Source organism: Aeribacillus sp. FSL W8-0870 (assembly GCF_037963755.1).
Taxonomy (GTDB): domain Bacteria; phylum Bacillota; class Bacilli; order Bacillales; family Aeribacillaceae; genus Aeribacillus; species Aeribacillus composti.
The window spans coordinates 1,756,199-1,781,543 of the sequence record NZ_CP150165.1 but is presented as its reverse complement, the minus strand read 5'-3'; the positions used below and the strand labels follow the sequence as shown (position 1 = coordinate 1,781,543).

Genomic DNA, 25,345 nt, shown 5'->3' with positions numbered 1-25,345 from the left:
TGTTATATATAATTAAATCGAAATCATTACGATTTAATACAGCGGGGTATACATATATTTTGAAAGGAGTTCAAATCGATGAAAAAAGTCTTTTTTGCATTTTTAATGGCAATGCTTGCAATCTTTCCTATCGGCTGCGACCAAAATAACAACAATGCTTCCGAAACGAACAATCATAATGAGGACAAAAACAATCAAAAAGAAATTGAAATTTATACAACAATCTATCCACTGACAGATTTCACTAAAAAAATCGGCGGTAAATACGTTCACGTCGAAATTGTTTACCCGCCGAATGTAGAAGCCCATACGTATGAACCTACATTAAAAACTTTGGAAGCAATCGCGAAAGCGGATTTATTTATCTATACTGGAGCTGGTATAGAAGGATTTGCCGATAAGGCAGAAAAAACGCTGAAAGACGGCAATGTCAAAATTGTAAAAGCAGCTGAAGGAATCCCATTATTAAGTGCGTCCGAAGATGAACATGACCATGAAAGTGGAGAAGAAGAGCATTCACATCATGAAGAAGATTCAGATCATGAAGAAGAACATGGGAACCAAAACGAAGAGGAACACGATCATGCACATGGAGATGTTGACCCTCATGTATGGCTTGATCCAAATAGGGCCATTACTCTTGCGGAAAACATCAAGAACGCTTTAACGGAAGCGGCTCCTGATCAAAAAGAATATTTTGAACAAAATTTCGCTCAACTTAAACAAGATCTTGAAGAACTGGATCAATCATTTCAAGAAACAATTAAAAAATCGAAAACAAAATATATTCTTGTGGCTCATGCTGCTTATGGTTATTGGGAAGACCGCTACGATATTGAACAAATTCCAATATCGGGATTATCTCCAACAGATGAGCCTAGTCAAAAGCAGCTTGTCAAAATCATTGAACTATCGAAAAAACATCATTTAAAACATGTGATCTTTGAACAAAATGTATCTGAAAAAGTAGCAAAAATCATCCAACAAGAAATTGGTGCCAAATCATTAACGCTACATAATTTAGAAAGTGTTTCGGAAACAGATTTAAACAATAACGAAGACTACTTCAGCATTATGAAACGCAATCTTGAAACGTTATCTGAAGCTTTAAATTAAATACTATTTGCACGCTTTTAGGGGGCTGTCCAATGAGTCTTTTTTGGCTTATTGATGCCCCTTTAATGCTTTAGAAAACGTTGTTATATCGATGTTTATGAGTTTTTTGTTTTCAATGGAAATTTGACTTTCTAGACAGACCTTTATATATACTAAGTCGACATAATAAAACTACTGTAAACTGTTAAACTTTTTTATTTCATATTTTTGTAAAATCAAGTAAAATATTTAGACATACGAATAAATATGAGAGGAGAAACCAAAATGGAAGCAGCTGTTCAAAAACAGAATATGGGTCAAATTACATTATACAGAATATTATTTATTATCGGATTTGTTCATCTTCTAAACGATTCGATTCAAGCTGTTATTCCAGCAGTTTTCCCTATATTGGAAAAATCAATGAATCTTACATATATGCAGCTTGGATTCATTACATTCAGCCTTCAGCTAACGGCATCTTTGCTTCAGCCTGCTGTCGGGTTTTATACAGATAAAAAGCCGATGCCTTATTTGCTGCCCATCGGGCTTACGTGTACGTTTTTCGGCATGCTGGGACTTGCTTTTGCACCTAATTATTGGATTGTTTTAGTTTCGGTATTTTTCGTCGGAATCGGTTCAGCCGTTTTTCATCCGGAAGGTTCAAGAGTGGTGCATTTAGCAGCGGGAGAACGAAAAGGGCTCGCCCAATCCATTTTTCAAGTTGGAGGTAATGCCGGACAATCTCTTGCTCCCATTATGACAGCTCTTATTTTCGTCCCTATGGGACAATTTGGCGCGATTTGGTTTACTTTAATTGCCGGCATGGCCGTCATCGTCCTTCTATACATTGCAAATTGGTATAAGGAAAAGCTCGACAGCCGAAAAAAAACAAGCGCAAAAAAAGCCGTTGTGCAAGTTCCTGCCGCTCGAAAAAAGCAAGTGAAAATTGGACTTATGCTGCTCATCTTCTTAGTTTTTGCTCGTTCATGGTATCATGCAGCAATCACTAATTTTTACCCTTTTTATTTAATTCATGAACATGGACTTTCCATCAGCAAAACACAGCTATATATTTTTATATTTTTAGCAGCAGGTGCAATCGGAACATTTTTAGGAGGGCCGCTTTCAGATCGTTTCGGAAGACGGAATATCATTGCTTTCTCAATGCTTGGATCAGCTCCGCTGGCGGTCATTTTGCCTTATGTGAATGAATTTTGGGCAATTCCAATAATGCTCATTAACGGCTTTATTATTTTGTCAAGCTTTTCTGTAGTTGTCGTATACGCACAAGAGCTAATGCCTGGAAAAATCGGAACTGCATCAGGCTTAATGGTCGGTCTTGCCTTCGGTTTAGGCGCTTTAGGATCAGTCGTGCTCGGTGCTCTCGCGGACTTATTCGGCTTAAAGCCAGTTATGATCGCGTGCGGCTTTCTTCCATTTATCGGCATGCTCTCCATGCTTTTACCTTCCGATCAAAAGCTGAAAGAATGGACATCTTAACATTTTTACAAGACAGCAGCTACTTTTCAATTGATGTGAAACAAAAGACAAAGTTGTTTTGACAATAAAAAAAGATTGAATGAAGTTAAAACCAATGAACAATTTTTTGTTCAAATGTAATAAATGAAAGCTTTTATTTGTACTAAGGAACGAATGAACACAGAAATAATAAAAGGCGTTTTTCGGCTGTCCATCAACTTTTCAGCCTGAGAAAACGCCTTTTGTGTTCTTTTATTCTTGAAAAGCACGGTCACCGAAAATTTTTAACGTTATATCATCTGCTGGAGGATTATGAAGACCGCATCTGACATCCCGATAGTAGCGCTCCAATGGGTATTCTTTTCTTAAGCTTTGTCCGCCTGCAATTCGCATGGCTAGGTCAACGACTTTGATCGCACTGTTTGTGGCAACATATTTTACGGCAGCCAGCTCATGCCCCATTTGTTCGTGTAAATGCGGCTGTTCATCCCATTTTTTCGCCACACTGTACATAAAATGCCGTGCGCTTGTAAGCTCCAGATCCATTTCAGCTGTTTTTCGCCGCACTTCCGAAAGTTCTGAAATTGGATGAGAAAGACTGGCAGGTTGATACTCTTTTGCATATTTGACAGCAAAGTTTCTTGCGGCGATAGCGATCCCGAGGTAGCAGGCAGGAATATGTAAAAGCCATCCTTTCGGAGTGGAAGGACTGAATGTAGCTTGTCTGATCGAAACGAGAGCGTCTTTTTCGACCTTTACGTTGTGCAGTAATAAATCGTCGCTTCTTGTCGCGCGCATGCCGATTGTATCCCATGTTTCTTTTATGGAAAGCCCCTCTGCTCCTTTTGGGACTAAATATTCGCCAACCTCACCTGTTTCTTCAATTGTTGCGGTTACAATAAAATAATCTAGAATCGGGGCCAGTGATGTGAACGATTTATGGCCATTAATAATCCAGCTGCTTCCTTCTTTTCTTGCCGTTGTTTTTGGTTTTCCGCCTCTTGCAGGACTTCCGGCAGCCGGTTCTGATGCACAGCTATTGATTAATTTTCCTTCAGCGACAATTTCTTCGCAAATGCGCTCAAACGTGCGTTCATCCCATTTTTTTGATTCGGATAAATCCATTACGATTCCATTATGCCACCCTAACGATAAACCTGTCGCTCCATCTCCTTCTGCAATTTTTTCTTGAACAAGCAGAAATTCATATAAAGAAATTTCATTTCCTCCATATTTTTTTGGCACAGTTAATTTCAGAAATCCTTCCGTTTTTAAATCTGAAAAGTTTTCAAATGGAAACGAAGATTCCTGATCATTTTTCGCGGCTCGCTCCGCGAACTTCTCCGCAAGTTTTTCGGCTTTTTCTCTTAATTCTCGATGCGATTTGTTGACAATAACCATTTCATCTAAAAAATTCATATTCTTCACACACCTGTTTCTTTTTCTTTCTTTTCTATCTCTATTGTAGCTCTATTATTCATTTTCGTTAAGCAATCCAATTGGTTTTATTTTAATTTTTTTGGTAAAATACAGAAAAAAATATGTAGGAAATAAAGGAGAATGATGATGACAACTTTCAAACAGCAGCTTGAAAAATATGCAGAACTTGCCGTCAAGGTCGGAGTCAATGTTCAAAAAGGACAAGAATTGTTCATTTCTGCAAGCATAGATGCAAAAGAACTCGTCCGATTTATTGCGGAAAAAGCTTATGAGTTTGGTGCAAGGAATATTCATATCGACTGGCAAGATGATGTTTTAACAAGATTAAAATATGAAAAGGCTCCTGATGACGTGTTTTTAGAATATCCTGAATGGAAGTCTCTCGAAAGAACTGCCCTAGCAGAAAGAAATGCAGCTTTTATTTCTATTGTGTCCCAAAGCCCTGATTTATTAAAAGGCATTCAGCCTGAGAGAATCGCTAATTTCCAGAAAGCGTCTGGAACAGCTTTAAATACGTTTCGCAGATACATACAATCGGATAAAGTCAGCTGGACGGTTATCGCTGCCGCAAGCGAAGAATGGGCGGAGAAAGTTTTTCCAAATGAAGAAAAATCGCTTCGAGTTGAAAAATTATGGAATGCTATTTTTCAAGCAACACGTATTAATGAGGAAGATCCGGTTTCTGCATGGAAAAAACATAATGAAAACCTTCATCAAAAAGTCGATTATTTAAATGCGAAAAAATATAGAAAGCTCCATTATCAAGCTCCTGGAACGGATTTAATTATTGAACTGCCTGAAAAGCACCTATGGGTGGGAGCAGGAAGCGTTAATGAAAAAGGCGTTTCTTTCATGGCAAACATGCCTACAGAAGAAGTGTTCACAGCTCCGAAAAAAGATGGGGTAAATGGTTATGTGACTAGCACAAAACCGTTAAGCTACGGCGGAAATTTAATCGAAAATTTTGTCATCACATTTGAACGAGGACGCATTACAAATGTAACAGCCGAAAAAGGCGAAGAAATTTTGAAGCAATTAGTCGAAACAGATGAAGGCTCTCATTATTTAGGTGAAATTGCTTTAGTACCTCATAACTCACCGATCTCAAAGTCAAATCTTTTATTTTATAACACGTTGTTTGACGAAAATGCTTCAAACCATTTAGCGATCGGCAGCGCCTATGCGTTTTGCTTAGAAGGCGGAAAAACGATGACAGAGGATGAATTGAAACAGCATGGTCTCAACACGAGCATTACACATGTTGATTTTATGATCGGAAGTGCAGAAATGGACATCGACGGCATTCTTCCGGACGGCGCACGTGAACCAATCTTCCGAAAAGGAAATTGGGCGTTTTAAAAAAGGGCCGGCTGATCGTTTCTCATGAAAGCCTTGCTTAAATATTGCACAACACTTATCTGAAACTGTACCGTACATCCTTGACGTTTGTTTCAGGCAAGTCAGTAAAAGCTCTATATTTCTCGTTTTGCTTATTTGCTGCATCAACATCATCATAGTATTTGTCTTCTTTGAATCGAATCGTACTTTATCATGCTAATGGGCGGTCATTTGACTTTGCCCTTTTCATTCTTATTCAAAGAAAAAAACAGCCTCTGTAAATATAAAAACTTTATAATGATCCACTATGCGAAAAGGAGAACATAAAAAATGGAATTGTCCATCATTTTAAGTTTTCTTGCAGCTTCTATTTTATTAACCGTTGCACCAGGACCCGATAATTTATTTGTCATTGCACAAAGCATGTCTTACGGCTTTCGAGCGGGGTTCATCACTTCTCTCGGACTTTGTACCGGACTTATCGGACATACTTTAATCGCATCACTCGGACTGTCAGCCATACTCTATCAATCTACTGTTATTTTTACAGCTATTAAATCTGTCGGTGCGATCTATCTGTTATATTTAGCATGGGAATCTTATAAGGAAGGGAAATCAGCAGTTTCCGGTAAAATAGCAAATGTAAAAAGTCTTTCACTCTTTTCTTTATATAAAAGAGGCATCTTGATGAACCTGTTAAATCCGAAGGTGTCATTGTTCTTTTTAGCTTTCTTGCCGCAGTTTGTATCAACAAACAGCGGCCATGTTCAGCTCGACATGTTTGTGCTAGGTCTTATTTTCATTGTACAAGCATTGGTATTGTTTTCCTTATTTTCAGCATTAGCCGGCAAAATAAAAATTCTGTTTCAATCTAAAAAAACAGTTTCTACTATTCATTACGGCAAATCTATTTTATTTGCAGTTCTTGGCGGAAAGCTGCTTTTTACAAAAATTTAGTAGATACAATGAGGGGGAACGTCAGGAGCGAAATTTTTTTCGCTCTAGTATATTTACTCTCTGCCCCCTACTTCATTTGTTTAGAAGATGAATGTCCGAATCAACATCATTACTTTCCCGCACATATCTTTTCTTAAGGCAGTAAGATCAATTTTTTCAACATGTTTTATAGCCGTCCCAACTCATTCTTTTTACAGCTTCTTTTGTCTGCTGTAATTCTACGTTTATTAATCCATTTGTCCTCCTAAATAACTGAATTCTTCCTATCATCCTTCTCCCAAAAAACAAAATCGTCAAGCTGAATAATTATCATTCCAATCATTTGAAGGTGTTTATTCATTTTAACCTTCTAATTCGCATATATTTGTACAAATGAGAGGTGAACATGGTGAACGCAGAAAAAACTAAGCCGGCTCTACAAATAAAAACATTTTTTGAACATCGTTTGCAGCGGTTTCTTCAGCATCTTTTTTTATCGATCATTTGCGGATATATTTTATACTACTTAGTTAATTAAATGCAGAATAAACGCAGCGAATTCATAACAAAGAGACTTCACATTTTTAGTACGTGAAGTCCGAAACTGCCCATAATAAACAAACGATGACGAAAGCAAAAGCGCTGCAATCGGTATTTCCAGGGCTTTCCGGAAAGCGAAATCCTCAATATATCAACGTTTCTAAAACAATAATGAGGGCTTCTATTATGCGAAAAAACGAATTAAAGATACCCCTAAAAAAACATGCCTTGGCTCGCAAGCTTCTTTGAAGACGGAGTTAAAAAATTCAAATTGAAAAAGACCGCACAATTTCATTAATAAATTGTGCGGTCTTCATCATTTTAACAGCTCGATCCATAAGTAAAAAAGATTACTCAGTCTTCTCCTGTTTCTTTTTAAATGTTCGATAGACGAAGAAAAATATAATAAGCGCCAATAAAACAATTGGTAAATTCCCTACAACGAGCACAACAATCCAAGATGCCGCCTGAACAATCCAATGAATGCTTGTCAAAAATTGTTCTTTCGTTTTTTCCCACGTATTAAAATCCTTTGAAAAATTTTCATGAGATTTTATTTCTGTTAATTGCAGTTCAACTGTTGCATAGTCTGTTCTATTTTCAATATATTTTATTCTGCCCTTTAATTGTTCGATTTCTTCTTGGACAGCTGCCAAATCTTCCGAAATTTTCAACAAGTCTTCTGTTTTCTCAGCCGACTCCATAAATTTAAGGAGCCGAGCTTCAACCGCTTGCTTCGATTTCAATCGAGAGTTTAAATCGACATATTCTTCTGTTTGATCTTCACCAGTCATTTGCTCCGATTTGACTGATTTGCTTGCCTTTTTCACTTCCTCTATAAATCGTTGAAGTTCATTTTGAGGAATGCGGAACGTTACATATGCCTCGATCTTTCCATCCTGTTCCACTGCATTTGATTGAATGATATAGCCCCCTCTGCTTTCGGCCTTCTTTGTTAAGTTTGCAATCGTTTCATCATAGCTTACCACTTCTGCCGTTATATTCGCAGTGTACATAACTTTTCGTTCGTTTGAGTATGTGCTGGCAGCTGATTTCGCTTCAACTGTTTCCATTTCTCCTTTTTTTTCAATTTTTTTCTCTATCATGGTCTGATCCATTTTAGCACTTTCTACGGACGATTTTTGTTCTGAATTGCTGCAGGCGGCCAAGAAGAGCAGCAACAAACCAATCAAGACTTTCTTCATTTTCATCATCTCCAGTTAATGACAGTTTATGGATTAGACGAAATAATGAAGCAAAGGTATCTTAAATAGATGAATAAAATGTGTGCAAACAAATGAAAGTGTGCTACTATAATAAACGTACTTGCGCTTGAAACCTTTCGCTTTTACCATTCGTCTAACATAAGGAAATTCTACTCTTCTAAAAAAATCATTTTCATAAAGTTGGTGGGCTTCATGGATTCTAACAAAAAGGCGCAATCGCGGTTTGATTATCAATTAGCATTTATTATATTTCTACTATTTTGCGCGAGCTGCGTGGCCATTTACGGAGCGCAAATGACTTCAGGGCAATATGCGGTAAACTTTATTTTTAAGCAAATTGCCTTCTATGCAGCCAGCTGTCTTATTGCCGGAGTTGTCATGCTGTTCGATTCAGAACAAATTCAAAAAATGACATGGTATTTATACGGTTTTGGGATATTTCTTCTATTTTTGTTAATGATTTCACCGGCAAAAATTGCTAAAGAAATAAATGGCGCTAAAGCATGGTTTACTCTTCCCGGTTTTTCGTTTCAGCCTTCAGAAATCATGAAAGTTTTCTTAATCATTGCTTTGAGCCATATTATTTGCAAGCATCATCAAAAGTATTTGCATCGAACCATTCAAACCGATCTCATTTTGTTATGTAAAATGGGTGTGACGACAGCAGTACCGGTATTGTTCGTTATACTGCAGCCTGACTTTGGGACTGCGCTTGTCATGTTTGCCATTTTAGCCGGCCTTATTCTTGTTTCAGGCATATCTTGGCGGATTCTTACATTAGGGTTTCTCATCGTAACCCTCTTTGCTGCAACAATTTTTTATCTTGTATTGCGAATGCCTGAATTTCTTGCCAAATATTTAGGTGTCAAGCAATATCAGTTCGGCCGGATTTATGCATGGTTAAATCCCGAAGGATATAAAAGCGCTGAAGGCTATCATTTGCTCAATTCTCTAAAAGCTATCGGATCTGGACAAATTTTCGGAAAAGGGGTTGGGCATGGACAAGTATATATCCCTGAAAACCACACCGACTTTATATTCAGTGTGATTGGGGAGCAATTTGGATTTATCGGCACTAGTATTGTCATTAGTTTATTTTTCTTATTAATCTATCACATCATTAAAGTGTCAATTGAAACAACTGAACCGTTTAACAGCTATCTTTGTACTGGCGTCATCAGCTTGTTTGTCTTCCATGTATTTCAAAATGTCGGCATGACGATTGGCCTTCTGCCGATCACAGGTATACCGCTTCCTTTTATCAGCTATGGAGGAAGCTCCCTTATTGGCAGCATGATGGCGATCGGATTGATTTTCAGTATCCGATGGCACCATCGTGTATCTATGTTTTCAAAAGAATAGGTGTCCAATAAAGTTGGACACCTTTTTTGTTTTGTTTAAAAAATAGATTGTATTAGCATGAATTTTTCTCGCCTATGGAAGGCAGAGCCAGCAGCTTTCTGTATCACTCATATCTTAACGATTCGATTGGATCCAATCTTGCCGCCTTGTTTGCCGGCAATAGTCCAAAGAGAATCCCAATAAACATTGAGAATAAAAGTCCGCCGACGACAACCTGCCATGATACTAATGATGGCCAACCGGCAAAAATGGAAATGATGGATGCAATTCCTGCACCTAATAAAATCCCGAAAGTTCCCCCAATTAATGTTAATGTCATCGATTCAATTAAAAATTGCAGCAAAATTTGTCTCCTTGTTGCACCAAGAGCTTTGCGGATGCCGATTTCTCTCGTTCTCTCGGTGACGGAGACGAGCATGATGTTCATGACACCGATGCCGCCAACTACGAGGGAAATTCCGGCTATGCTTCCGATAATCATGGTCATAATACGGGTAATTTGGCCGATGGATTCTGCAATTTCTTCAAAATTCACCACTTGATACGAATCTTCTGTTTGATGCATGTCGTTTAGCAATTGCTCAGCTTTTTCCCCTGCAGCTTTGATTTCGTCTGCACTAACTGCTTCAAGCGTTACTTGCGTATAATTCGTTTGACCGAAAGCATTTCGATAAGCCGTCCATGGAGTGTAAATTTCCGACATGCCAAAGGCAAAAATTCCTGTCGGTTTTTCAAGTATGCCGATAATTTCGAACGGCTGATTCGATACCCAAACGACCTCGCCAATCGGATTATGTTTTTTAAATAAATCTTCTGCTAGTTGGTCGCTAATAATCGCAACACGTCTGCCGCCTAAAAAATCCGCTTCCGTAAACAGTCGGCCTTTATGAATGTTTAATTGATTGACATCCATATATGCAGCATTGATCCCATAGACCGTGGCATCGATTGTTTCTTCTTTAAACCTTATTTGATAAGAACTTGTCGTGGAAGCAACAACCTGTTTAACTTCAGGGATCTCTTTCAACGCTTCAACATCTTCTTGGGTAAACGGATCCACTAACATTGCGTTCGGATTTGCTTTCAACTCTTCTTCACTTGGTTGATAATACACTTCTATCGTATTGCTGCTGCCTGCAATTTGGGCTTTTAAGGCTTGTTCGCCCCCTTGGCCGATTGCTACAACTAAAATAACAGATCCGACACCGATAATTATTCCTAGCATTGTCAGAATTGAACGGAGCTTATGGGCAAGAATGGAGGAAAACGCCATCCGAAAATTTTCCATCAAATTCATAATGTGCTCCCCCGTCCCAAATCTTCTTGTAAAATTTCTCCATCTCTTACTACAATCGTACGCTTAGCAAATTGAGCTACTTCATGTTCATGCGTTACGACAATGATGGTTGTCCCTTCTTTATTTAGCATTGTAAATTGTTCCATAATTGCTTCGCTTGTTTTCGTATCCAATGCACCAGTCGGTTCATCTGCCAAAATGAGCTTTGGATTATTCACAATGGCTCGAGCTATTGCCACCCGTTGTTTTTGGCCTCCCGATAATTCGTTTGGCATATGCTGAATTCTATCGCCGAGACCAACCTTTATTAAAGCCTGCTTAGCGAGTTCATCCCGCTGTTTTTTCCCAATGCCGGCGTAAATCATTGGCAGCTCTACATTTTTTAAGGCGCTCAACCGCGGCAGAAGATGAAACTGCTGAAAAACAAAACCGATTTTCTTGTTGCGTATTTTGGCCAATTCTTGATCATCAAGGGACGATATATCCTTCCCTTCAAAATAGTAAGCACCTGATGTCGGGCGGTCCAAACAGCCAATAATATTCATGAGAGTTGATTTGCCGGAACCGGACGGCCCCATAATGGCCACAAAATCCCCCTGCCGGATTTCTAAATTGATTTTTTTGAGCACATCCATTGTTTCTTTACCGTTTCTATAAGATTTCGTCACATCTTCCAGCTTGATCATTTGATTGTCACTTCCACGCCTGCTTTGATTTCATCAGATGGTTCACGAACAATTTCATCATCTTTTGTTAAACCGCTCGTCACCTCAATATATTCATCGGTTGAAGTACCGGTTTTAATTTCTTTTCTTGTTATTTTTCCGTTTTTCACTACATAAACATATTGTTGATCATCATCTTGTTGAACAGCAGTAAGAGGAATAACATTCGCTTTTTTTCTTTCCGTTTCAATTTCCATAATCAATTTAAAGCCTGGCTTCACCGGAATGTTCTGATCTTGGACAAGAACTTCCACTGGATACTGGACAGCCTCGTTTCCTGTTTCCGCCGCCATCTCACTGCCTTGTTGAGGCAAAATGCCAATTTTCAATACTTTTCCTTTCCATTTTGCATCAGGCACCACATCAGATTTTAAAACTACAGGCTGACCTTCTTTAATTTTTAAAGAATCGTATTCAGAAATGACCCCTTCCACTTTCATTTTGTTCAAACTGCCAATATGTATGAGCGGCTTCACATTTTCGCCCATTGCTACAGCTGCGTCTTCATCTACGGTAATCACAATTCCATCAACTTCGCTTTTCACTTCAAGTTCTAAAATCTTCTTTTCCACTGTTTCCAGTTGAATCTTCTGTTGTTTAAGCTCAAGATTCGTCATTTTCTTATCCATTTGCAGTTGATTTTTTTCATTTTCTATTTGCTTTTCTGCTTCTTCTTTACCGACTTGTTTCTTCAATTCTTCTTCTTTTTTCTTCAGATCATCCAACTGCTCATTGATTTGATCTAGTTTGATATAGCTTTGTTCAATCGAAAGCTTGGCCTGTTCCTTTTCAAGCTCTAATTGTTCGTTTTCATAAATGACGAGAGGTGCTCCTTTTTTTATTTTGTCCCCTTCTTTGACAAGGATTTTTTTGATCTTTCCTCTTTCAGCATCATAATAAATTTTTTGTTCATTCATTAATTGAAGAGTACCGGGAATCATAACATTCCCGGTAATTTCTTTTTGCTCCAATTTGACTGTTTCTACAGTCGGATTTTCCTTCGATGCAGCACGAAAAATACTGATCCCAACAAATAAAGCGATGATAACTGCTACTCCTACACCGATCAAAACTTTCTTTCTCATACTATAACTATGCCCCCACTAATGATTGTGTTGCTCCAGATAATGTCAATAGCAGACTGCCAAGAATGAATAAAACGATTGAAATAGTCCAAGATGCACCTTTTGACAGTTGACCTACATGATGAAGCCCAAAAGCGGTCAATATTGTTCCCCAAATTCCAAAAATTTCGATAGATGACAAAAATGATCCAAGCGCCCCTTCAGCTCCTACAATACTGTTTAAACTAGTAAATACTTGATTAGTGATGTCTCCTCCACCGACAAAATATAAAATAATCGCATTTAACAGTGTTCCTATTGAAGTAACAAGAGAAATAAAAACGGTCATTGAAAACATTTGTTTAAAACGAATTTGTTTTCCGGCAATTTTTACAATGGCAAAAAGAATGAGTGCCGAAATCAATAGTGTAATAAGTCCGCCAATGATACCAGACACAAGTGCACCGACTGTTGTAAATGCGCCGACGTAAGCTGCTCCTTCTGCACCTAATTCCTCTTCCACGATGCTATAGTCGACTGATAACACTGAAAGGTAAGCTGCCAAAGATGAAATAATAATGACAACAATTAATGGAAGCAATACTTTTGGCTGTTGTTTGATCCGCTCAAGCGTCTCAATCGGACTTGTCACAATCCCTAACAACGACGGTTTATCCACTTTTTCATTTGAATGCTGAATGTTCAGTTGCTCACTCATTAAAGTCATCTCCTCCATTATAATGATTATTTTCAATTTATTTTACGAGATTGATAAGAATGAAGTTTCACATTTTTTGAATTTCTTACAAATATTTTGAAAAACTTCCCTTAACATGATGAAAAGACCGCAGAAATACATTCTACGGTCTTTTACAGGTTATTAACTCTTTGGTTATCATTTTGTCCGCATGTTGTTTAGCTCTAATTTGCTCCTGCTTGCCGCGTTTTTTTAAAACGGAGCTTGGGTTTGCTGTGCTGATTGCTGATTTTGCTGACGCACTTCATTGACGTTTGTTTGGCTCGCTTGTCCGCTTAACGGATTGAAGCTGAAGCCGGATGATTGCTGCGTTTGATATTGGTTCGGTATTTGCTGTGCTGATTGCTGATTTTGCTGACGCACTTCATTGACGTTTGTTTGGCTCGCTTGTCCGCTTAACGGATTGAAGCTGAAGCCGGATGATTGCTGCGTTTGATATTGGTTCGGTATTTGCTGTGCTGATTGCTGGTTTTGCTGGCGCACTTCATTGACGTTCGTTTGGCTTGCTTGTCCGCTTAACGGATTGAAGCTGAAGCCGGATGCTTGCTGCGATTGATACTGATTCGGTATTTGCTGTGCTGATTGCTGATTTTGCTGGCGCACTTCATTGATGTTCGTTTGGCTCGCTTGTCCGCTTAACGGATTAAAGCTGAAGCCGGATGCTTGCTGCGATTGATACTGGTTCGGTATTTGCTGTGCTGATTGCTGATTTTGCTGGCGCACTTCATTAACGTTTGTTTGGCTCGCTTGTCCGCTTAACGGATTGAAGCTGAAGCCGGATGATTGCTGCGATTGATACTGGTTCGGTATTTGCTGCGCTGATTGCTGATTTTGCTGACGCACTTCATTAACGTTTGTTTGGTTCGCTTGTCCGCTTAACGGATTGATGCTGAAGCCTGATGATTGACTTTGATATTGATTTTGCGGTTGTTGAGCTTGGTATACTGCTTGATACTGGTTTTTCGGTTGATAATTTTGCAGCTGCTGTGCTTGACTATGAAGCGACTGAGCCAAATTTTCAATTTGCTGCAAATTTTGCACCGCATTTTGTTCCTTTTGTCCAAATGCTTGTGTCTGTTGTGCTGTAAATTGATTTGAGCTAAATGCTTGATTAGCGTTTTGCTGTTCTTGCTGTTTCAGTACTTTGGCAATTTGTTGAATCTGCTGCAATGCTTGCTGCGCTTGATTTACATACGATTGAATGCGTTGCGGCACTCTTTTTCCCTCCTTATCATTTAAATTCATTTTATTTTTTTGTAATCACCTAATTTTTATTCATAAAAAAATGTGCTTTACATCACAATTCACCATTTTTTCACAATCAAGATTCCTAGGTTCTGGTAAAATATTGGTATATAGATGGTTTCCTTCTTGAAAGGAGGTTTTATAATGGTCAAACAAGTGGCGGATCCATTCTTAACCGATCCATTGAGTGCTTTGCATGAATATTTCGACGGAATCATAAACGTGAGGGAAGGGACATATCTTTTTCAAGAAGGCATGGAGGTTCATGAATTATATTGCATCCAATCCGGCTTGGTGCAAATAAGCAAAACAACTTCAGATGGAAGAGAATTGGCGCTAAAGATCTGCAAAAAAGGCGACCTTATTGGTGAATTTTCTATTTTTTCAAATGACCCGAAGCACATATTTAACGCAAAAGTTTTGGAAAACAGTTCTATTTATTTCATAAAAAAAGAACGATTAGAATGCAAACTGTTTGAAAATCCGCATCTTAGCCTTTCGTTCCTAAAATGGATGAGCGAGCAATATCAAATTACTCAAACAAAATTCCGCGATTTGATTTTAAACGGGAAGAAAGGTGCCTTATACTCCACACTCATACGAATGGCGAACACCTATGGAGTAGAAACTGAAAATGGCATTCTCATCAATATCGACATGACCAATCAGGAGCTTGCGAATTTTTGCGGAGCGACTAGAGAAAGCATCAATCGAATGTTGAGCAATTTGCGGAAAAAAGGCGTAATTTCTTTTCAAAATAAAAAAATCACCATTCATGATCTTCAATATTTAAAAGATGAAATCAATTGTGAAAATTGCCCCGTTTCCTACTGCCGAATTGATTAAATTGTAAAAACATCTTATATGCGCCTTGTCTTTCAGAGATGAAGCCGGAACTTTAAACTGGCAAATCGCCAGTTTTCTTTATTTATTTTTCATTTAACAAAGATCTAGTCGTGCATATATTCTGTCAAGTAAAACAATGAAAATAGGGAATACTATGCCGGGACAATGATTCGATCGCAGGACAGGCATTTTTTAAAGCGGCTAAGGCTAAAAAAATGAGAACCTGTTCGATCGTTTCGGGGTGTGCTTCATATAAGTGTCTTTAATCTTTTCCTTCAAATGAAAGGTTCCTGATTTGAGGTTTTGTTTTTTCTTTGCCATTAAAAACCCCCATCCCAGGCAGACTCTTTACACATCATATGAAATGCATCTGTTTTTTTTGTCTACCTGAGTAGGGGATACCAAATGGAATTTAACTCAAAATTTGCACTTGATTCCTGCAAATTTTAGAATTTCCATATGAAACTTTTATTATGAATACAAAAGCACAACCGGTGCCATTCCCATGCAGGAAAATGTCCGTACCTTTAGTGCCTTCATTATTTAATGCCGATATCGATCTCTCCAATCATCATTAATGACTGGATCGATAAAAGAAGTTGATGATGAATCATAGGATTTCGCAGTTCCTGCTGAATAATGCTTTCGATTTTGCTCACCCTGTAACGCAATCCGCTGATGGATAACGCCAAATCTGCCGCTGTCTGTTCCAAATTGCCTCCATTGACTAGAAAGATGTACAATGTTCGCAGGAACTCGATATTTTTTGGATCATCCAGTTTTAAGTTTCCAAGGCAAGCTTTGGCCATTTTTTTTACCTCTTGTTCATTCTTTTCATTAATCAGCACACCAACAACCCCTAACGATTCAAACGAAATGATTTGTTGGTGCTTCGATGATACCCTGACCGCTGTAAGTGCTTCTTTATATGCTTCCCCGGCATTTGACACATTGTTTACTTTGGAGCTGATTCCCCCGTAAAATTTAATAGTAGAGAATTGTGAAGATAGTAAATCAACGATTTTTGACAGCCATGTTTGTATACCTGTTTTGGCAACTTGATCTTCTGTTACCAGCAAAATAAGATGTTTTGCACGCTGGCCAATCAACATGTTTTGTTTTTGATCTTTGTCGTAAGCGGAAAGAAAACTTAAAACTTCTTTTTGCATTTCCAGCTCTTTCGATAAATCATCTTCTTGAAACCGGCAATCCAGCACACAAATATAAAAAGGCTTGGATAAATCCACTCCTATTAAACTAGCTTTCATGATTAAGTCGTGATCATTGCTTTGTTGTCCCGCATTAATGATTTCCTCTAAAAAAAATCCTTTAATCCGTTCATACGATTCTAGCTTTGCTTTTTCATTGAGCAAGCATACCGAGCTGACAGAGGCCAGCCGCTCTAAAATCATAGGAGAAATTGAGGCGTTATATTGATGCAAATCGCGATAAACAAACGAACAATATCCTACAATTTTGTTTTGCAAAAATATTGGTGTCATCAGGCGATCATGATGGCGCAAATGAAGAAGTTGTGTTGATGTGACGATGGCTTGAGGCTGGCAAAAAGGATTTTTTCCTACATAGTCAATAAGTTCGTTTTTATATTGTTCTAATTCATTGGAAGTAATCCCAGCATAGGCCATCGGATGAAGGTGCAGGTTCTCAATTAAAACTGGGATATTCGTCGATTGAAACACTTGACGAACTACGGAGTCTAAATTGTTTCCTTTAATGATTTCCTCAGTGAGCTTCTTATGAACATCCGTCACAAATTTTAAATTATTCCGTTCTTCTAAAAGTTTTTCGTATGTTGCCGCCAGCTCTTCTACGATTGGGGACTCTTCAAGATAGCACAGCTCTTGTTCCGCTTCTTCTCCCCATCGATCCACCGTTTGGCCGATCCAATGGCATTCTTCTTTTCCCATACCTTGACAAGCAATTTCTTTGAAAATCGTCTTTTCTCCGACAATTTCTGAAACGAAGCCGCTGGCATAACCAGAAAGGGTAAAGCAAACTGGGATGGATGATGTCTCAAAATGGCGCACATGTTCTTCTGCTTCATAGGAATGACACCAATATCCTTCCATTCTGACTTGATATTTTCCATTTTCCCTTCTGACTTCTAAAAAAGTACATCTCGCTTTCACATGACCTTTCATCGTATGCAGCTTTGGGCCATCTTGAATGTACTCCTCTACTGTACAGTTTGCATGATTCATCAATTCTTTCGCGTCTTGTCTACCTAGATTCCATCCATACCGAAACAAAAAACCTTTCATCCGTTCAAATCCCATGTCGCGAATTAAATCTCTGCGCAATAATCCGAGCGCATTTGTCGCCACAATCATCGAGCGGGACTTCCCCATATAAATGTAACCGTTATCAAAATTTAATTCCAGCTGATCTAATGCCGATCTTTTTTTGTTCATATGTTACCACCTTAGCTTTATTCAACAAGATCACCAATCAAGTGGCTGAGCGGATACGTTTTGCAAGCCAATACATAACCTTGTTGCCGCTCCTCATCCGAAAGAGCTCCTTTCGAACACAATCCAATTTTGTATTCTCCCTTTTGGATTTTGACTTTGCACATTCCGCAACCTCCATTTGCACATCCATAAGGAATTTTTACTTGATGAGATCTCGCAGCTTTTAATAAATCAACGCTCTCTCCGCAAGAAAAAATTTCTCCGCCTATATGAATTTGATATACCATTATTATCTCCCTCCCAACATGATAATTTTTTCTATTATTCAAGCATGCTCTACAGCATAACGTTATGCGCCATTTTGCACCTGCTTTTACTAGCGCTGGCGAAAAGAAACAAAAATGCCATAGCATTGATCGCATCGTTGATGAACATAACATCATGGCTATCCGACACCTATAAGCATAATAAATATTTTTGCTTAAGGTATGTTTTCTTCTTCACGACCAATGCCGCAGTTCTTGAAAGCGTCGAACGGAGTTCTTAATCACGCAACATGTTCCCCATTCATAAACAATTAACTTTCTACTTTTGTATCTACCGATTTCATCCCTCTTTTTCATGCTCTCTTCGTTTTTTCACAGATTCTCCAGCAATTCCCCAATGTTCTAGAGGCATTTCTTGAATCATGATGCGGACATTTTCTTTCGGCGCATCCAATACTTTGCACACCGTCTCCGTTAATTCATAGATAAGTGTCTCCTTTTTTTCCGGAGAACGACCTTCTAACAAGTGAACTTGAATGAAAGGCATACGTTTTGACTCTCCTTTCCAAAGATAAAAAGGCTTCAACCGAACGAAAGAAGTTCAGGCTTATGGAGAAAACGTTTTGCTATTGCATCGGCTAACTCCCGCTTAGAACGATTTCTACCATTGCACTGATTCCTGGTCACGAGAAAGTTTGTTATTGTTCAAATAATGGCCCCTGACACACTAGCACCGCAACCGTCGAAATAATGGCACCATTCCTTTAAAAAACTATAAAGATGAAGCATACATATGATCCAACATTTTTCGTAAATCGTTCTTTTAACATGATGCGGGAAGACAGCCGCTAAAGTGAGAAAATGCGATGCCGGCTGCAAAAAATTTCAAATCGCTTTTAGTGCAGGCTGTCTTTCTAGATAAAGCGTCAATGATTGAAATGTACAACAACCGTAACTGTTGTGTTGTACTAGGCATATTCGCAATGCTGTCTGGCTTTGAAAAAAGCGAATCATAACCTTGTTTTTGATAAAAACATAAAAATATTCTTATATTTCATTGTGAAAAAAATGCAAAAGCAAAGAATGAAAGCTGTCTCGATATTCCACTTGCGTCCAATGGCTGCATTGTCCGTAAATCATCATTTTTACCCACGGAAGATGTTTGGCAAAATAATAACTTGTCTCAACAGGAACGATCGGATCATTCAGCCCGTGAACGAGTAAAACTTGTTGTTGTATGCGGCACAAAGTGGCGCTTGGCAAAACAAGATCATCTACTATCCGCTGGCGAAGCGGAGGAAACATTGCTTCATAGGAACGGCGCACGGCAGGATTCATTGCCGCCTCAAAGCGCATTTTACTAATGCTGTCAAGATTGTCTTTAATAAAGCTTTCATCATATGCAAACCAGCGAATGATCTGCGTCATTGCCTCTGCGGATGGATCCTCATAAAACCCCCAAACGCGGTCAAGTTCTGGAGTCAATCGAAACGGAGCACCCGCCGAGCCCATCAACACAACGCGATCAATTCGATCAGGCGCCTCGGCCAATAAATGAAGAGCAACAGCCCCGCCTAAAGAATTTCCCACTAAATGAACGTTTTTCACTTCCAATTCATCCAAAAGGTCTTTAAGCTGATCCACCCATAACCTCATCCATGACCGGATGCCTTTCGGAGGTGAAGACGGATGTTCCGACATTCCAAAACCGATTAAGTCTGGCGCGATACAATCAAATCCCTTTTCCTTGAAAAAAGGGAGCGCATATTGCCAATTAGACCAAGCAGTTGCTCCAGGACCGGACCCATGGATAAAAAGAATCGCTTCATTATTTCCGATGCCGGTGCGGTAAAAATAAGTTTCATAGTCTCCGGTTTTGACACGGACACTTGTCGCTTCTTGCAAACCAATTCCTCCCCTCTCGACTCTATTATCGAATCATTTTCCAACACGTACTCCTGACACGAAATCAATTGACGCAATTTTTAGAAAATACTAATTATCCCAATCGTAAACGGTATTTATTGTTTATACAACTCCATTGTTTCATAATAAGAAACAAAAGGAAAAAATAACAAATTTTTTCATACATTAAAACAGATCCTTGGATAGACCTAACAAAGTGGAACGTGCTGTTAAAGAAATTTCCAGAAAAAAATGGGCATGAAATCGCAACAAAGCGAAACGTACTGTTAAAGAAATTAAAATTGGGCATGGAAACCGCATCAAAAAACAATCCGTAAATTATGGATTCGCATGTCCGTATAAAAAGAAGCTGCCCCCAAACATCGACTTCAAGCGATTTTCGGTCAGCCATCTGAAGCATTTCTTTTTTAAGAATGCAAAATAAATAGCGAAGGGGCTGCAAACATCTCCTTACGTGTTTCCCGAATCAGAAGAGATGATCGAACCCCTTTAACAAGAATATTCTTGATCTTTGTATTTTTATGTTAGTGCTTTAGAGAATGATTCAATGAGTTCTCTTCGATGATAGAAAATACCTGTTCCAATTTTATCTTCCGTCCAAGTAATGGTCGGAAAGTCTGCATAGCTCATATAACCGCTTGTGTATGCTTCATTTCTATTGCCGGATGGATCAAAAAAGTAAACGGTAAGGCCTCGTGTAATGCCGTGTCTTGTTGGCGTCACTTCTGCTTGAACATTATTTTTGGTTAAAATATCTGCTGCCTTTAATACTTCATACCAGTTATCGACATAAAATCCTGCATGATGAAATTTCGCATCCGGTCCTTTCACGAATGCAAGATCGTGACCTTTGTTCGTCACTGACATAAAGCTTCCGACTAAATCTTCTCCATCTACCGTAACGATTTTCTCGGTTTGTCTAAAACCGAGCACTTCCGTAAAGAAGCGGGTTGCTGTTTTTAAATCATCGCCTGTTAAAAGAGCGTGATCCAATCGATGCGAAGCAATTCCTTTTAGTCCATCCGGCCATGGATCTGGGTTTAGATTCCCAGTTTTTGTCCCTACTTGTTCTATTTCCGTATACAGCTCCATATGATGGCCTGTTGGAAGCTGAAAACGAACCGCTTCTCCTTCTGCTAATCTAGTACCTTTGGAAATTCGGGAAAGTTTGCAGCCAAATTGCTCAATTTTATATTCTAATTTTTCCAGCTCGTAAATATCTTTTACCTTAAATGCCATATGATCCATTCCAGCTGTATCGGATTTTTGCAAAATGATGCTGTGATGGTCATATTCGTCCCAAGCTTTTAAATATACTCGATTTTCCTCGCGTCCCGTCACTTCAAGCCCAATGACATTTGTGTAATATTTTACAGATTCTTCTAAATCCAACACCCGAAGCTCCAATCGCCCTAATCTTAAAATTTCGCTCATTTGAATCCTCCCTTTCATTGAAAAATCTCTTATTTTAATGAATTTGATCATCAGCTCTTTCCATTAAACCGTTTCCAATAAAGATAACGCAGCCTCGCAGCACAATCTGTCTTCTTCTTCTGAGCCGCCGCTGACCCCGATTCCTCCAGCTAAATCGTTTCCGTCATAAATCGGGTACCCTCCTCCGAAAACGACAAGCTTTTCTGTATGGACAATCCCAAGGCGCAAGCTCGGCTCATCTTTGATCATGTCATACCATTGATGGGTCGGAATCCCGAATGCCGCTGCTGTATAGGCTTTATTTTGAGCAATTTGTATGCTTAAAAGAGGCGCCTCGTCCATCCGGAAAAACGATTTCAAATTTCCGCCTTGATCCACAATAGCAATGTTCACTTTCACTCCAAGTTCTTCAGCCTTTTGTACCGCTTTGTCAATCATTTGTTTCGCCAAGTCACTGCTGATGCTTTTTTGCTGTAAAAACGCCAACATTTCTTCCCCCTTTCCTAAAGTCAACACCGCTATCCTTTTGTAAATACTAGATTTTTCTCTTCCTTTTCTTCGATCTCTAATGTGAAATCGAAACTTCTGGCAATCCATTTTACTTTGACTCGAGAAATACTCCACACAGAAGATATGGATGGACCAAGCCAATAGATTTTTTTCTGCTTAGTAACAAGCACGCGTCCCTCAAACCACCCTTTTCCTCTATCAATTGCCACGTCGTAGCATCCTTTTGGAGGAAGCATATAGTACCGATCCAAAATCAATTCATCTTTTGCATCAGTATGGATCATTTTTCCTTTTGTTTCGTAAAATTCCCCCAAGTAATCAGGAAGTTCTTCCATCAATCCTGATTGAATCTTATTTCGAATCAACGTAGAACTAATTTTTTCATCGTTTCGTTTGACATTTTCTACTTTCGTGACAGTGATTGAGTATCCGCTGTCTTCCTCCATCGTATCTAAACTTCCTTTTCCTTTTCGGTCGTACGTGAAGTCATATCCAGCTGCTACATGCTTGATTTGCAGCGGAACTAAATATTTCTGGACAAATTCCTTCGGCTCAAGTCTTGCAAATTCCGATGTAAATCGTATTAAATAAAAGTAATCAATGTCTAAATGGGAAAACTTTTTTGCTTTTTCGGCAGGCGGGAGCAAATATTGGACACGTTTTCCCGTTTTGCCGATTATGTCTTTAGGGTGCGGAAAAAAGCTGATAACCGCTGTTTTTACCCCCATTTTTTCCGCCAAGTTTTTAGCGGTCTGAATGACTTTTTGATGTCCGAGATGAACGCCGTCAAAAAACCCTAGTGCAGCAACGACAGGGCAAGAGGCAATAAGATCTAGATCATTTTGATGATCAATGATGATTGTTTTCAATGAAATGCCCCCTTTTTTTAGCTCGACGCCGTCGCTTGTTCGCTTTGAGCAAGCTGATGGTATTTTCCGCTGAAAAACAGAAGCGGATCTTGCTCTGTCATGTTTATATCCGTCACTTCCCCGATGAAAAGGACATGATCACCTGCTTGAACCTCATTAACAACTTGGCAGGAAATTTGCGCAAGAGCATCTTTAATGACCGGCAGTCCCCCCAGCTGTTCAAATTGTACATCGACTGGTTTTTCCAACTGCCCGGCAAAATTCATCGAAAGCACTTGTTGATCGTGCGACAAGATGTTAACGGCATATTTTTTTGATTGTTGAATTTTTTCCAGCATTTTCGCTTTTTCTCCAATGGAAATTAACACAAGCTTCGGATTTAAGGAAATGGACATAAAGGCATTTGCTGTCATTCCATGAATATCTCCGTTATGCTCCGTTGAAATGACCGTCACCCCTGTAGCAAATTTCCCCATCGCATTGCGAAACAAGCGATCGTCCATATCCAACACCTCCTTTCCTTTTATTTCTGCACAAGTTCTTTTTGTGGAGATACCCAAGTATCATTGAGCCAACCGTTTAGATCGTAATCATCCAAAGCGGAATCGACAAACGCTTTAAACCGGTCGGAATCTCCAGTTGCATCAGCAATTTTTAACGTCTCTAGACGGATGTTCTCATGGTTGCCCGCATAGTTGATTTCATAAAGCTCATGACGTCCGCCAAATTCCGTTCCGATCGCATCCCAAATCATTTTCATCAATTTCACCCGTTCTTTTGCATCAATGCCTGAACCGCGATAATAACGATCGAGATACGGACGCAGCTCCGGATTTAAAAAGTCGCTGGCACTGGAAGGCAATTGAATGAGGCCCCCCGCAACGATTTGTTCAAAAATTTGTTTGACACGCGGCCATACCATTGGAGCGAGCACACGGTAAGCAGCGCCGTACTGAAGGTTCGGAAGTGCAACGCCATTTTTCGTTTCACAATTGGCTGCCATTGCGGTAGAAAGAGCCCAAAACATATTGCGAAGGGCAATAACCTCACCGATATTTGCCTGAACCCCACGAAACTGCTTCGTACCTGCCGCCTCTGTCGCTTTCATTAATAAGCCGACCATAAAGTCAAGCTTGACGGCAAAACGCGTACAACCTTGGAATGTAAAGCGGTTTACAAATCCCGTTTCAACAAAAAACCCGTTTACTACGTTTACATTTTTGTAGGCAAGTACGTTCTCCCAAGGAATAAATACATTATCTAATACAATGACTGCATCGTTTTCTCAAAACGGCTGGAAAGCGGATAATCAAACGGAGAACCTAACGTTTTTGCGATTTGTTCATACGATTGACGGCTGATCATTTTTACGCCAGGCGCATTCATCGGTACAAAGAAGACGAGTGCATGGCTTTGATCACCATCTCCTAAATCTTGAGCTCCATAGTTAGAGACGAAGTTATAATGAGTTAGTGCAGCTGCCGTTCCCACCATTTTGGCACCGTTTACAATAATACCGTCATCCCGCTCTTTTACAGCGCGAACATAAACATCTTTATTTTCATGAAGAGGTTTTGAACGGTCGACCTGCGGATTAATAATCGTATGGTTAATAAACGGAACTTCTTTTGTTGTTTTTTTGTACCAATTTCGCGCATTGTCCTCAAAACCTTCGTAATAATCCGCAAACGCTTTCAAATGTGCTGTGAAAGAAGCTTTATAATCAGGGGTGCGCCCCATAAAGCCATAGCTCAGCTTGGCCCATTGTGCAATCGCATCTCTTGCTTCTAAAAGATCTTGAGCATTTTTTGGTTCTTTAAAAAATTTGTGAGTTGGATAGCCTTCTTCAGTAGTCGTCGTTAAAATTTTTCCCATCTGTTCATCATGAAGAGCATCATACATTCTTGCTATGGAGCGAGCAGAGTTTTCGTAGGCAGAATGTGTTGTAACATCATCAATCTTTTCTCCATTTAAATAAACAACCCTGTTATCTCTTAAACTTTCTAAATATTCCTTACCATTCATCATCTTTTATCACCATCCTAAATGAAAATAATGAACTGGTATTTCCTCTACGGTTCTATCATATAATTGATTTGAATTTTCAGACAATGACAGCGTTTGTTTAAAAATCATTGAAAACTAAACAATTGTTGTTGAAAATACACAAAAAAAGACTGCCTCATTGCCAAACACCAGCATTGCGTCAAAATGGCAACAAGCTGGCGATTTGAGCGTGAGACAGTCTTTTCAAATAATATTCATACATATCTTGGCTTCGACCGCTTCCGGTGTATAGTCTCCAGGCGTCTTTTATCATATAATGCTCATACATATCCCTGTCTAATGGACTGAAATGTTGTAATCACATTTCCCGCTGATCTTTCAATGACCTAGCAATGTGAACTTTCTTAATCCCTTGTGCTATCTGGGCATTGCTCTTTATTCCAACATGTTTGCGGCACCGCCGATAAGATCAGCGTTTCTTCTGCGCTGCCAGGAGCCGAATCGTCAGCAATCGGATCAAGTCACCGATCAGAAAGTGCTCTTTAAAC

The 25,345-nt window shown here is 39.1% G+C and carries 21 protein-coding genes and 1 pseudogene; 6 read left to right on the top strand and 16 right to left on the bottom strand.

Features of this window, described 5'->3' with window-relative positions:
* Positions 1-78 precede the first annotated feature (78 nt).
* Positions 79-1,116, top strand: a complete 1,038-nt coding sequence (locus tag NSU02_RS08645) for a metal ABC transporter substrate-binding protein (RefSeq protein ID WP_339195365.1) — start codon at positions 79-81, stop codon at positions 1,114-1,116.
* 264 nt (positions 1,117-1,380) lie between these two features.
* On the top strand, positions 1,381-2,598 hold the full coding sequence (locus NSU02_RS08640; protein ID WP_066251268.1) for an MFS transporter: 1,218 nt from the start codon (positions 1,381-1,383) through the stop codon (positions 2,596-2,598).
* A 231-nt stretch (positions 2,599-2,829) separates the two neighbouring features.
* On the opposite strand, the gene NSU02_RS08635 is transcribed toward NSU02_RS08640, so the two are convergent.
* Complete coding sequence (locus tag NSU02_RS08635) at positions 2,830-3,996, bottom strand: acyl-CoA dehydrogenase family protein (protein WP_094245627.1); 1,167 nt, start codon at positions 3,994-3,996, stop codon at positions 2,830-2,832.
* A 147-nt stretch (positions 3,997-4,143) separates the two neighbouring features.
* Between NSU02_RS08635 and NSU02_RS08630 the strand changes: the two genes are divergently transcribed.
* On the top strand, positions 4,144-5,376 hold the full coding sequence (locus tag NSU02_RS08630) for an aminopeptidase (RefSeq protein WP_339195732.1): 1,233 nt from the start codon (positions 4,144-4,146) through the stop codon (positions 5,374-5,376).
* A 309-nt stretch (positions 5,377-5,685) separates the two neighbouring features.
* Entirely contained in the window at positions 5,686-6,312 is a 627-nt protein-coding gene (locus NSU02_RS08625; protein WP_339195362.1) for a LysE family translocator, read from the top strand.
* Positions 6,313-7,181: 869 nt separating this feature from the next.
* On the opposite strand, the gene NSU02_RS08620 is transcribed toward NSU02_RS08625, so the two are convergent.
* Positions 7,182-8,036, bottom strand: coding sequence for a DUF4349 domain-containing protein (locus NSU02_RS08620; protein ID WP_327855903.1), 855 nt, complete (start codon positions 8,034-8,036; stop codon positions 7,182-7,184).
* A 213-nt stretch (positions 8,037-8,249) separates the two neighbouring features.
* Between NSU02_RS08620 and NSU02_RS08615 the strand changes: the two genes are divergently transcribed.
* A complete protein-coding gene (locus NSU02_RS08615; RefSeq protein ID WP_339195358.1) occupies positions 8,250-9,419 on the top strand; it encodes an FtsW/RodA/SpoVE family cell cycle protein in 1,170 nt (389 codons plus the stop codon).
* A gap of 103 nt (positions 9,420-9,522) precedes the next feature.
* Here NSU02_RS08615 and NSU02_RS08610 read toward each other — a convergent pair whose 3' ends face one another.
* The 5 genes from NSU02_RS08610 to NSU02_RS08590 all read right to left on the bottom strand — a co-directional run bounded on the left by NSU02_RS08610 (position 9,523) and on the right by NSU02_RS08590 (position 13,745).
* Complete coding sequence (locus tag NSU02_RS08610; protein ID WP_339195356.1) at positions 9,523-10,716, bottom strand: ABC transporter permease; 1,194 nt, start codon at positions 10,714-10,716, stop codon at positions 9,523-9,525.
* Entirely contained in the window at positions 10,713-11,402 is a 690-nt protein-coding gene (locus NSU02_RS08605; RefSeq protein WP_063389626.1) for an ABC transporter ATP-binding protein, read from the bottom strand. Before NSU02_RS08605 ends, NSU02_RS08610 begins: the two co-directional genes overlap by 4 nt.
* Positions 11,399-12,526 carry an efflux RND transporter periplasmic adaptor subunit gene (locus NSU02_RS08600; RefSeq protein ID WP_063389625.1) on the bottom strand — a complete coding sequence of 376 codons (1,128 nt, stop codon included), beginning with the start codon at positions 12,524-12,526 and terminating at the stop codon, positions 11,399-11,401. Before NSU02_RS08600 ends, NSU02_RS08605 begins: the two co-directional genes overlap by 4 nt.
* Before the next feature lie 7 nt (positions 12,527-12,533).
* Positions 12,534-13,223, bottom strand: a complete 690-nt coding sequence (locus NSU02_RS08595) for a Yip1 family protein (protein ID WP_063389624.1) — start codon at positions 13,221-13,223, stop codon at positions 12,534-12,536.
* A gap of 231 nt (positions 13,224-13,454) precedes the next feature.
* Entirely contained in the window at positions 13,455-13,745 is a 291-nt protein-coding gene (locus NSU02_RS08590; protein ID WP_339195730.1) for a gamma-type small acid-soluble spore protein, read from the bottom strand.
* Between the two features lie 906 nt (positions 13,746-14,651).
* Here NSU02_RS08590 and NSU02_RS08585 point away from each other — a divergent pair.
* Positions 14,652-15,353, top strand: a complete 702-nt coding sequence (locus NSU02_RS08585; protein ID WP_082829469.1) for a Crp/Fnr family transcriptional regulator — start codon at positions 14,652-14,654, stop codon at positions 15,351-15,353.
* A 539-nt stretch (positions 15,354-15,892) separates the two neighbouring features.
* Here NSU02_RS08585 and NSU02_RS08580 read toward each other — a convergent pair.
* The 9 genes and pseudogenes from NSU02_RS08580 to NSU02_RS08540 all read right to left on the bottom strand — a co-directional run bounded on the left by NSU02_RS08580 (position 15,893) and on the right by NSU02_RS08540 (position 24,818).
* Complete coding sequence (locus NSU02_RS08580) at positions 15,893-17,785, bottom strand: XylR N-terminal domain-containing protein (protein WP_339195353.1); 1,893 nt, start codon at positions 17,783-17,785, stop codon at positions 15,893-15,895.
* A gap of 17 nt (positions 17,786-17,802) precedes the next feature.
* Positions 17,803-18,072 (bottom strand): 2Fe-2S iron-sulfur cluster-binding protein, encoded by a 270-nt coding sequence (locus NSU02_RS08575; protein ID WP_063389622.1) that lies wholly within the window; start codon positions 18,070-18,072, stop codon positions 17,803-17,805.
* Between the two features lie 319 nt (positions 18,073-18,391).
* Positions 18,392-18,598, bottom strand: a complete 207-nt coding sequence (locus NSU02_RS08570; protein WP_130158872.1) for a 4-oxalocrotonate tautomerase — start codon at positions 18,596-18,598, stop codon at positions 18,392-18,394.
* A 500-nt stretch (positions 18,599-19,098) separates the two neighbouring features.
* Positions 19,099-19,956 carry an alpha/beta hydrolase gene (locus NSU02_RS08565; protein ID WP_339195349.1) on the bottom strand — a complete coding sequence of 286 codons (858 nt, stop codon included), beginning with the start codon at positions 19,954-19,956 and terminating at the stop codon, positions 19,099-19,101.
* 540 nt (positions 19,957-20,496) lie between these two features.
* A complete protein-coding gene (locus tag NSU02_RS08560) occupies positions 20,497-21,411 on the bottom strand; it encodes a catechol 2,3-dioxygenase (protein ID WP_339195347.1) in 915 nt (304 codons plus the stop codon).
* 63 nt (positions 21,412-21,474) lie between these two features.
* Positions 21,475-21,900, bottom strand: a complete 426-nt coding sequence (locus tag NSU02_RS08555; RefSeq protein ID WP_063389618.1) for a heme-binding protein — start codon at positions 21,898-21,900, stop codon at positions 21,475-21,477.
* 29 nt (positions 21,901-21,929) lie between these two features.
* Complete coding sequence (locus NSU02_RS08550; protein WP_339195344.1) at positions 21,930-22,790, bottom strand: FAD synthetase family protein; 861 nt, start codon at positions 22,788-22,790, stop codon at positions 21,930-21,932.
* A gap of 17 nt (positions 22,791-22,807) precedes the next feature.
* Positions 22,808-23,293 (bottom strand): flavin reductase family protein, encoded by a 486-nt coding sequence (locus NSU02_RS08545; protein WP_063389616.1) that lies wholly within the window; start codon positions 23,291-23,293, stop codon positions 22,808-22,810.
* Positions 23,294-23,313: 20 nt separating this feature from the next.
* Positions 23,314-24,818: pseudogene (locus NSU02_RS08540) on the bottom strand (4-hydroxyphenylacetate 3-hydroxylase N-terminal domain-containing protein).
* Between the last annotated feature and the right edge of the window lie 527 nt (positions 24,819-25,345).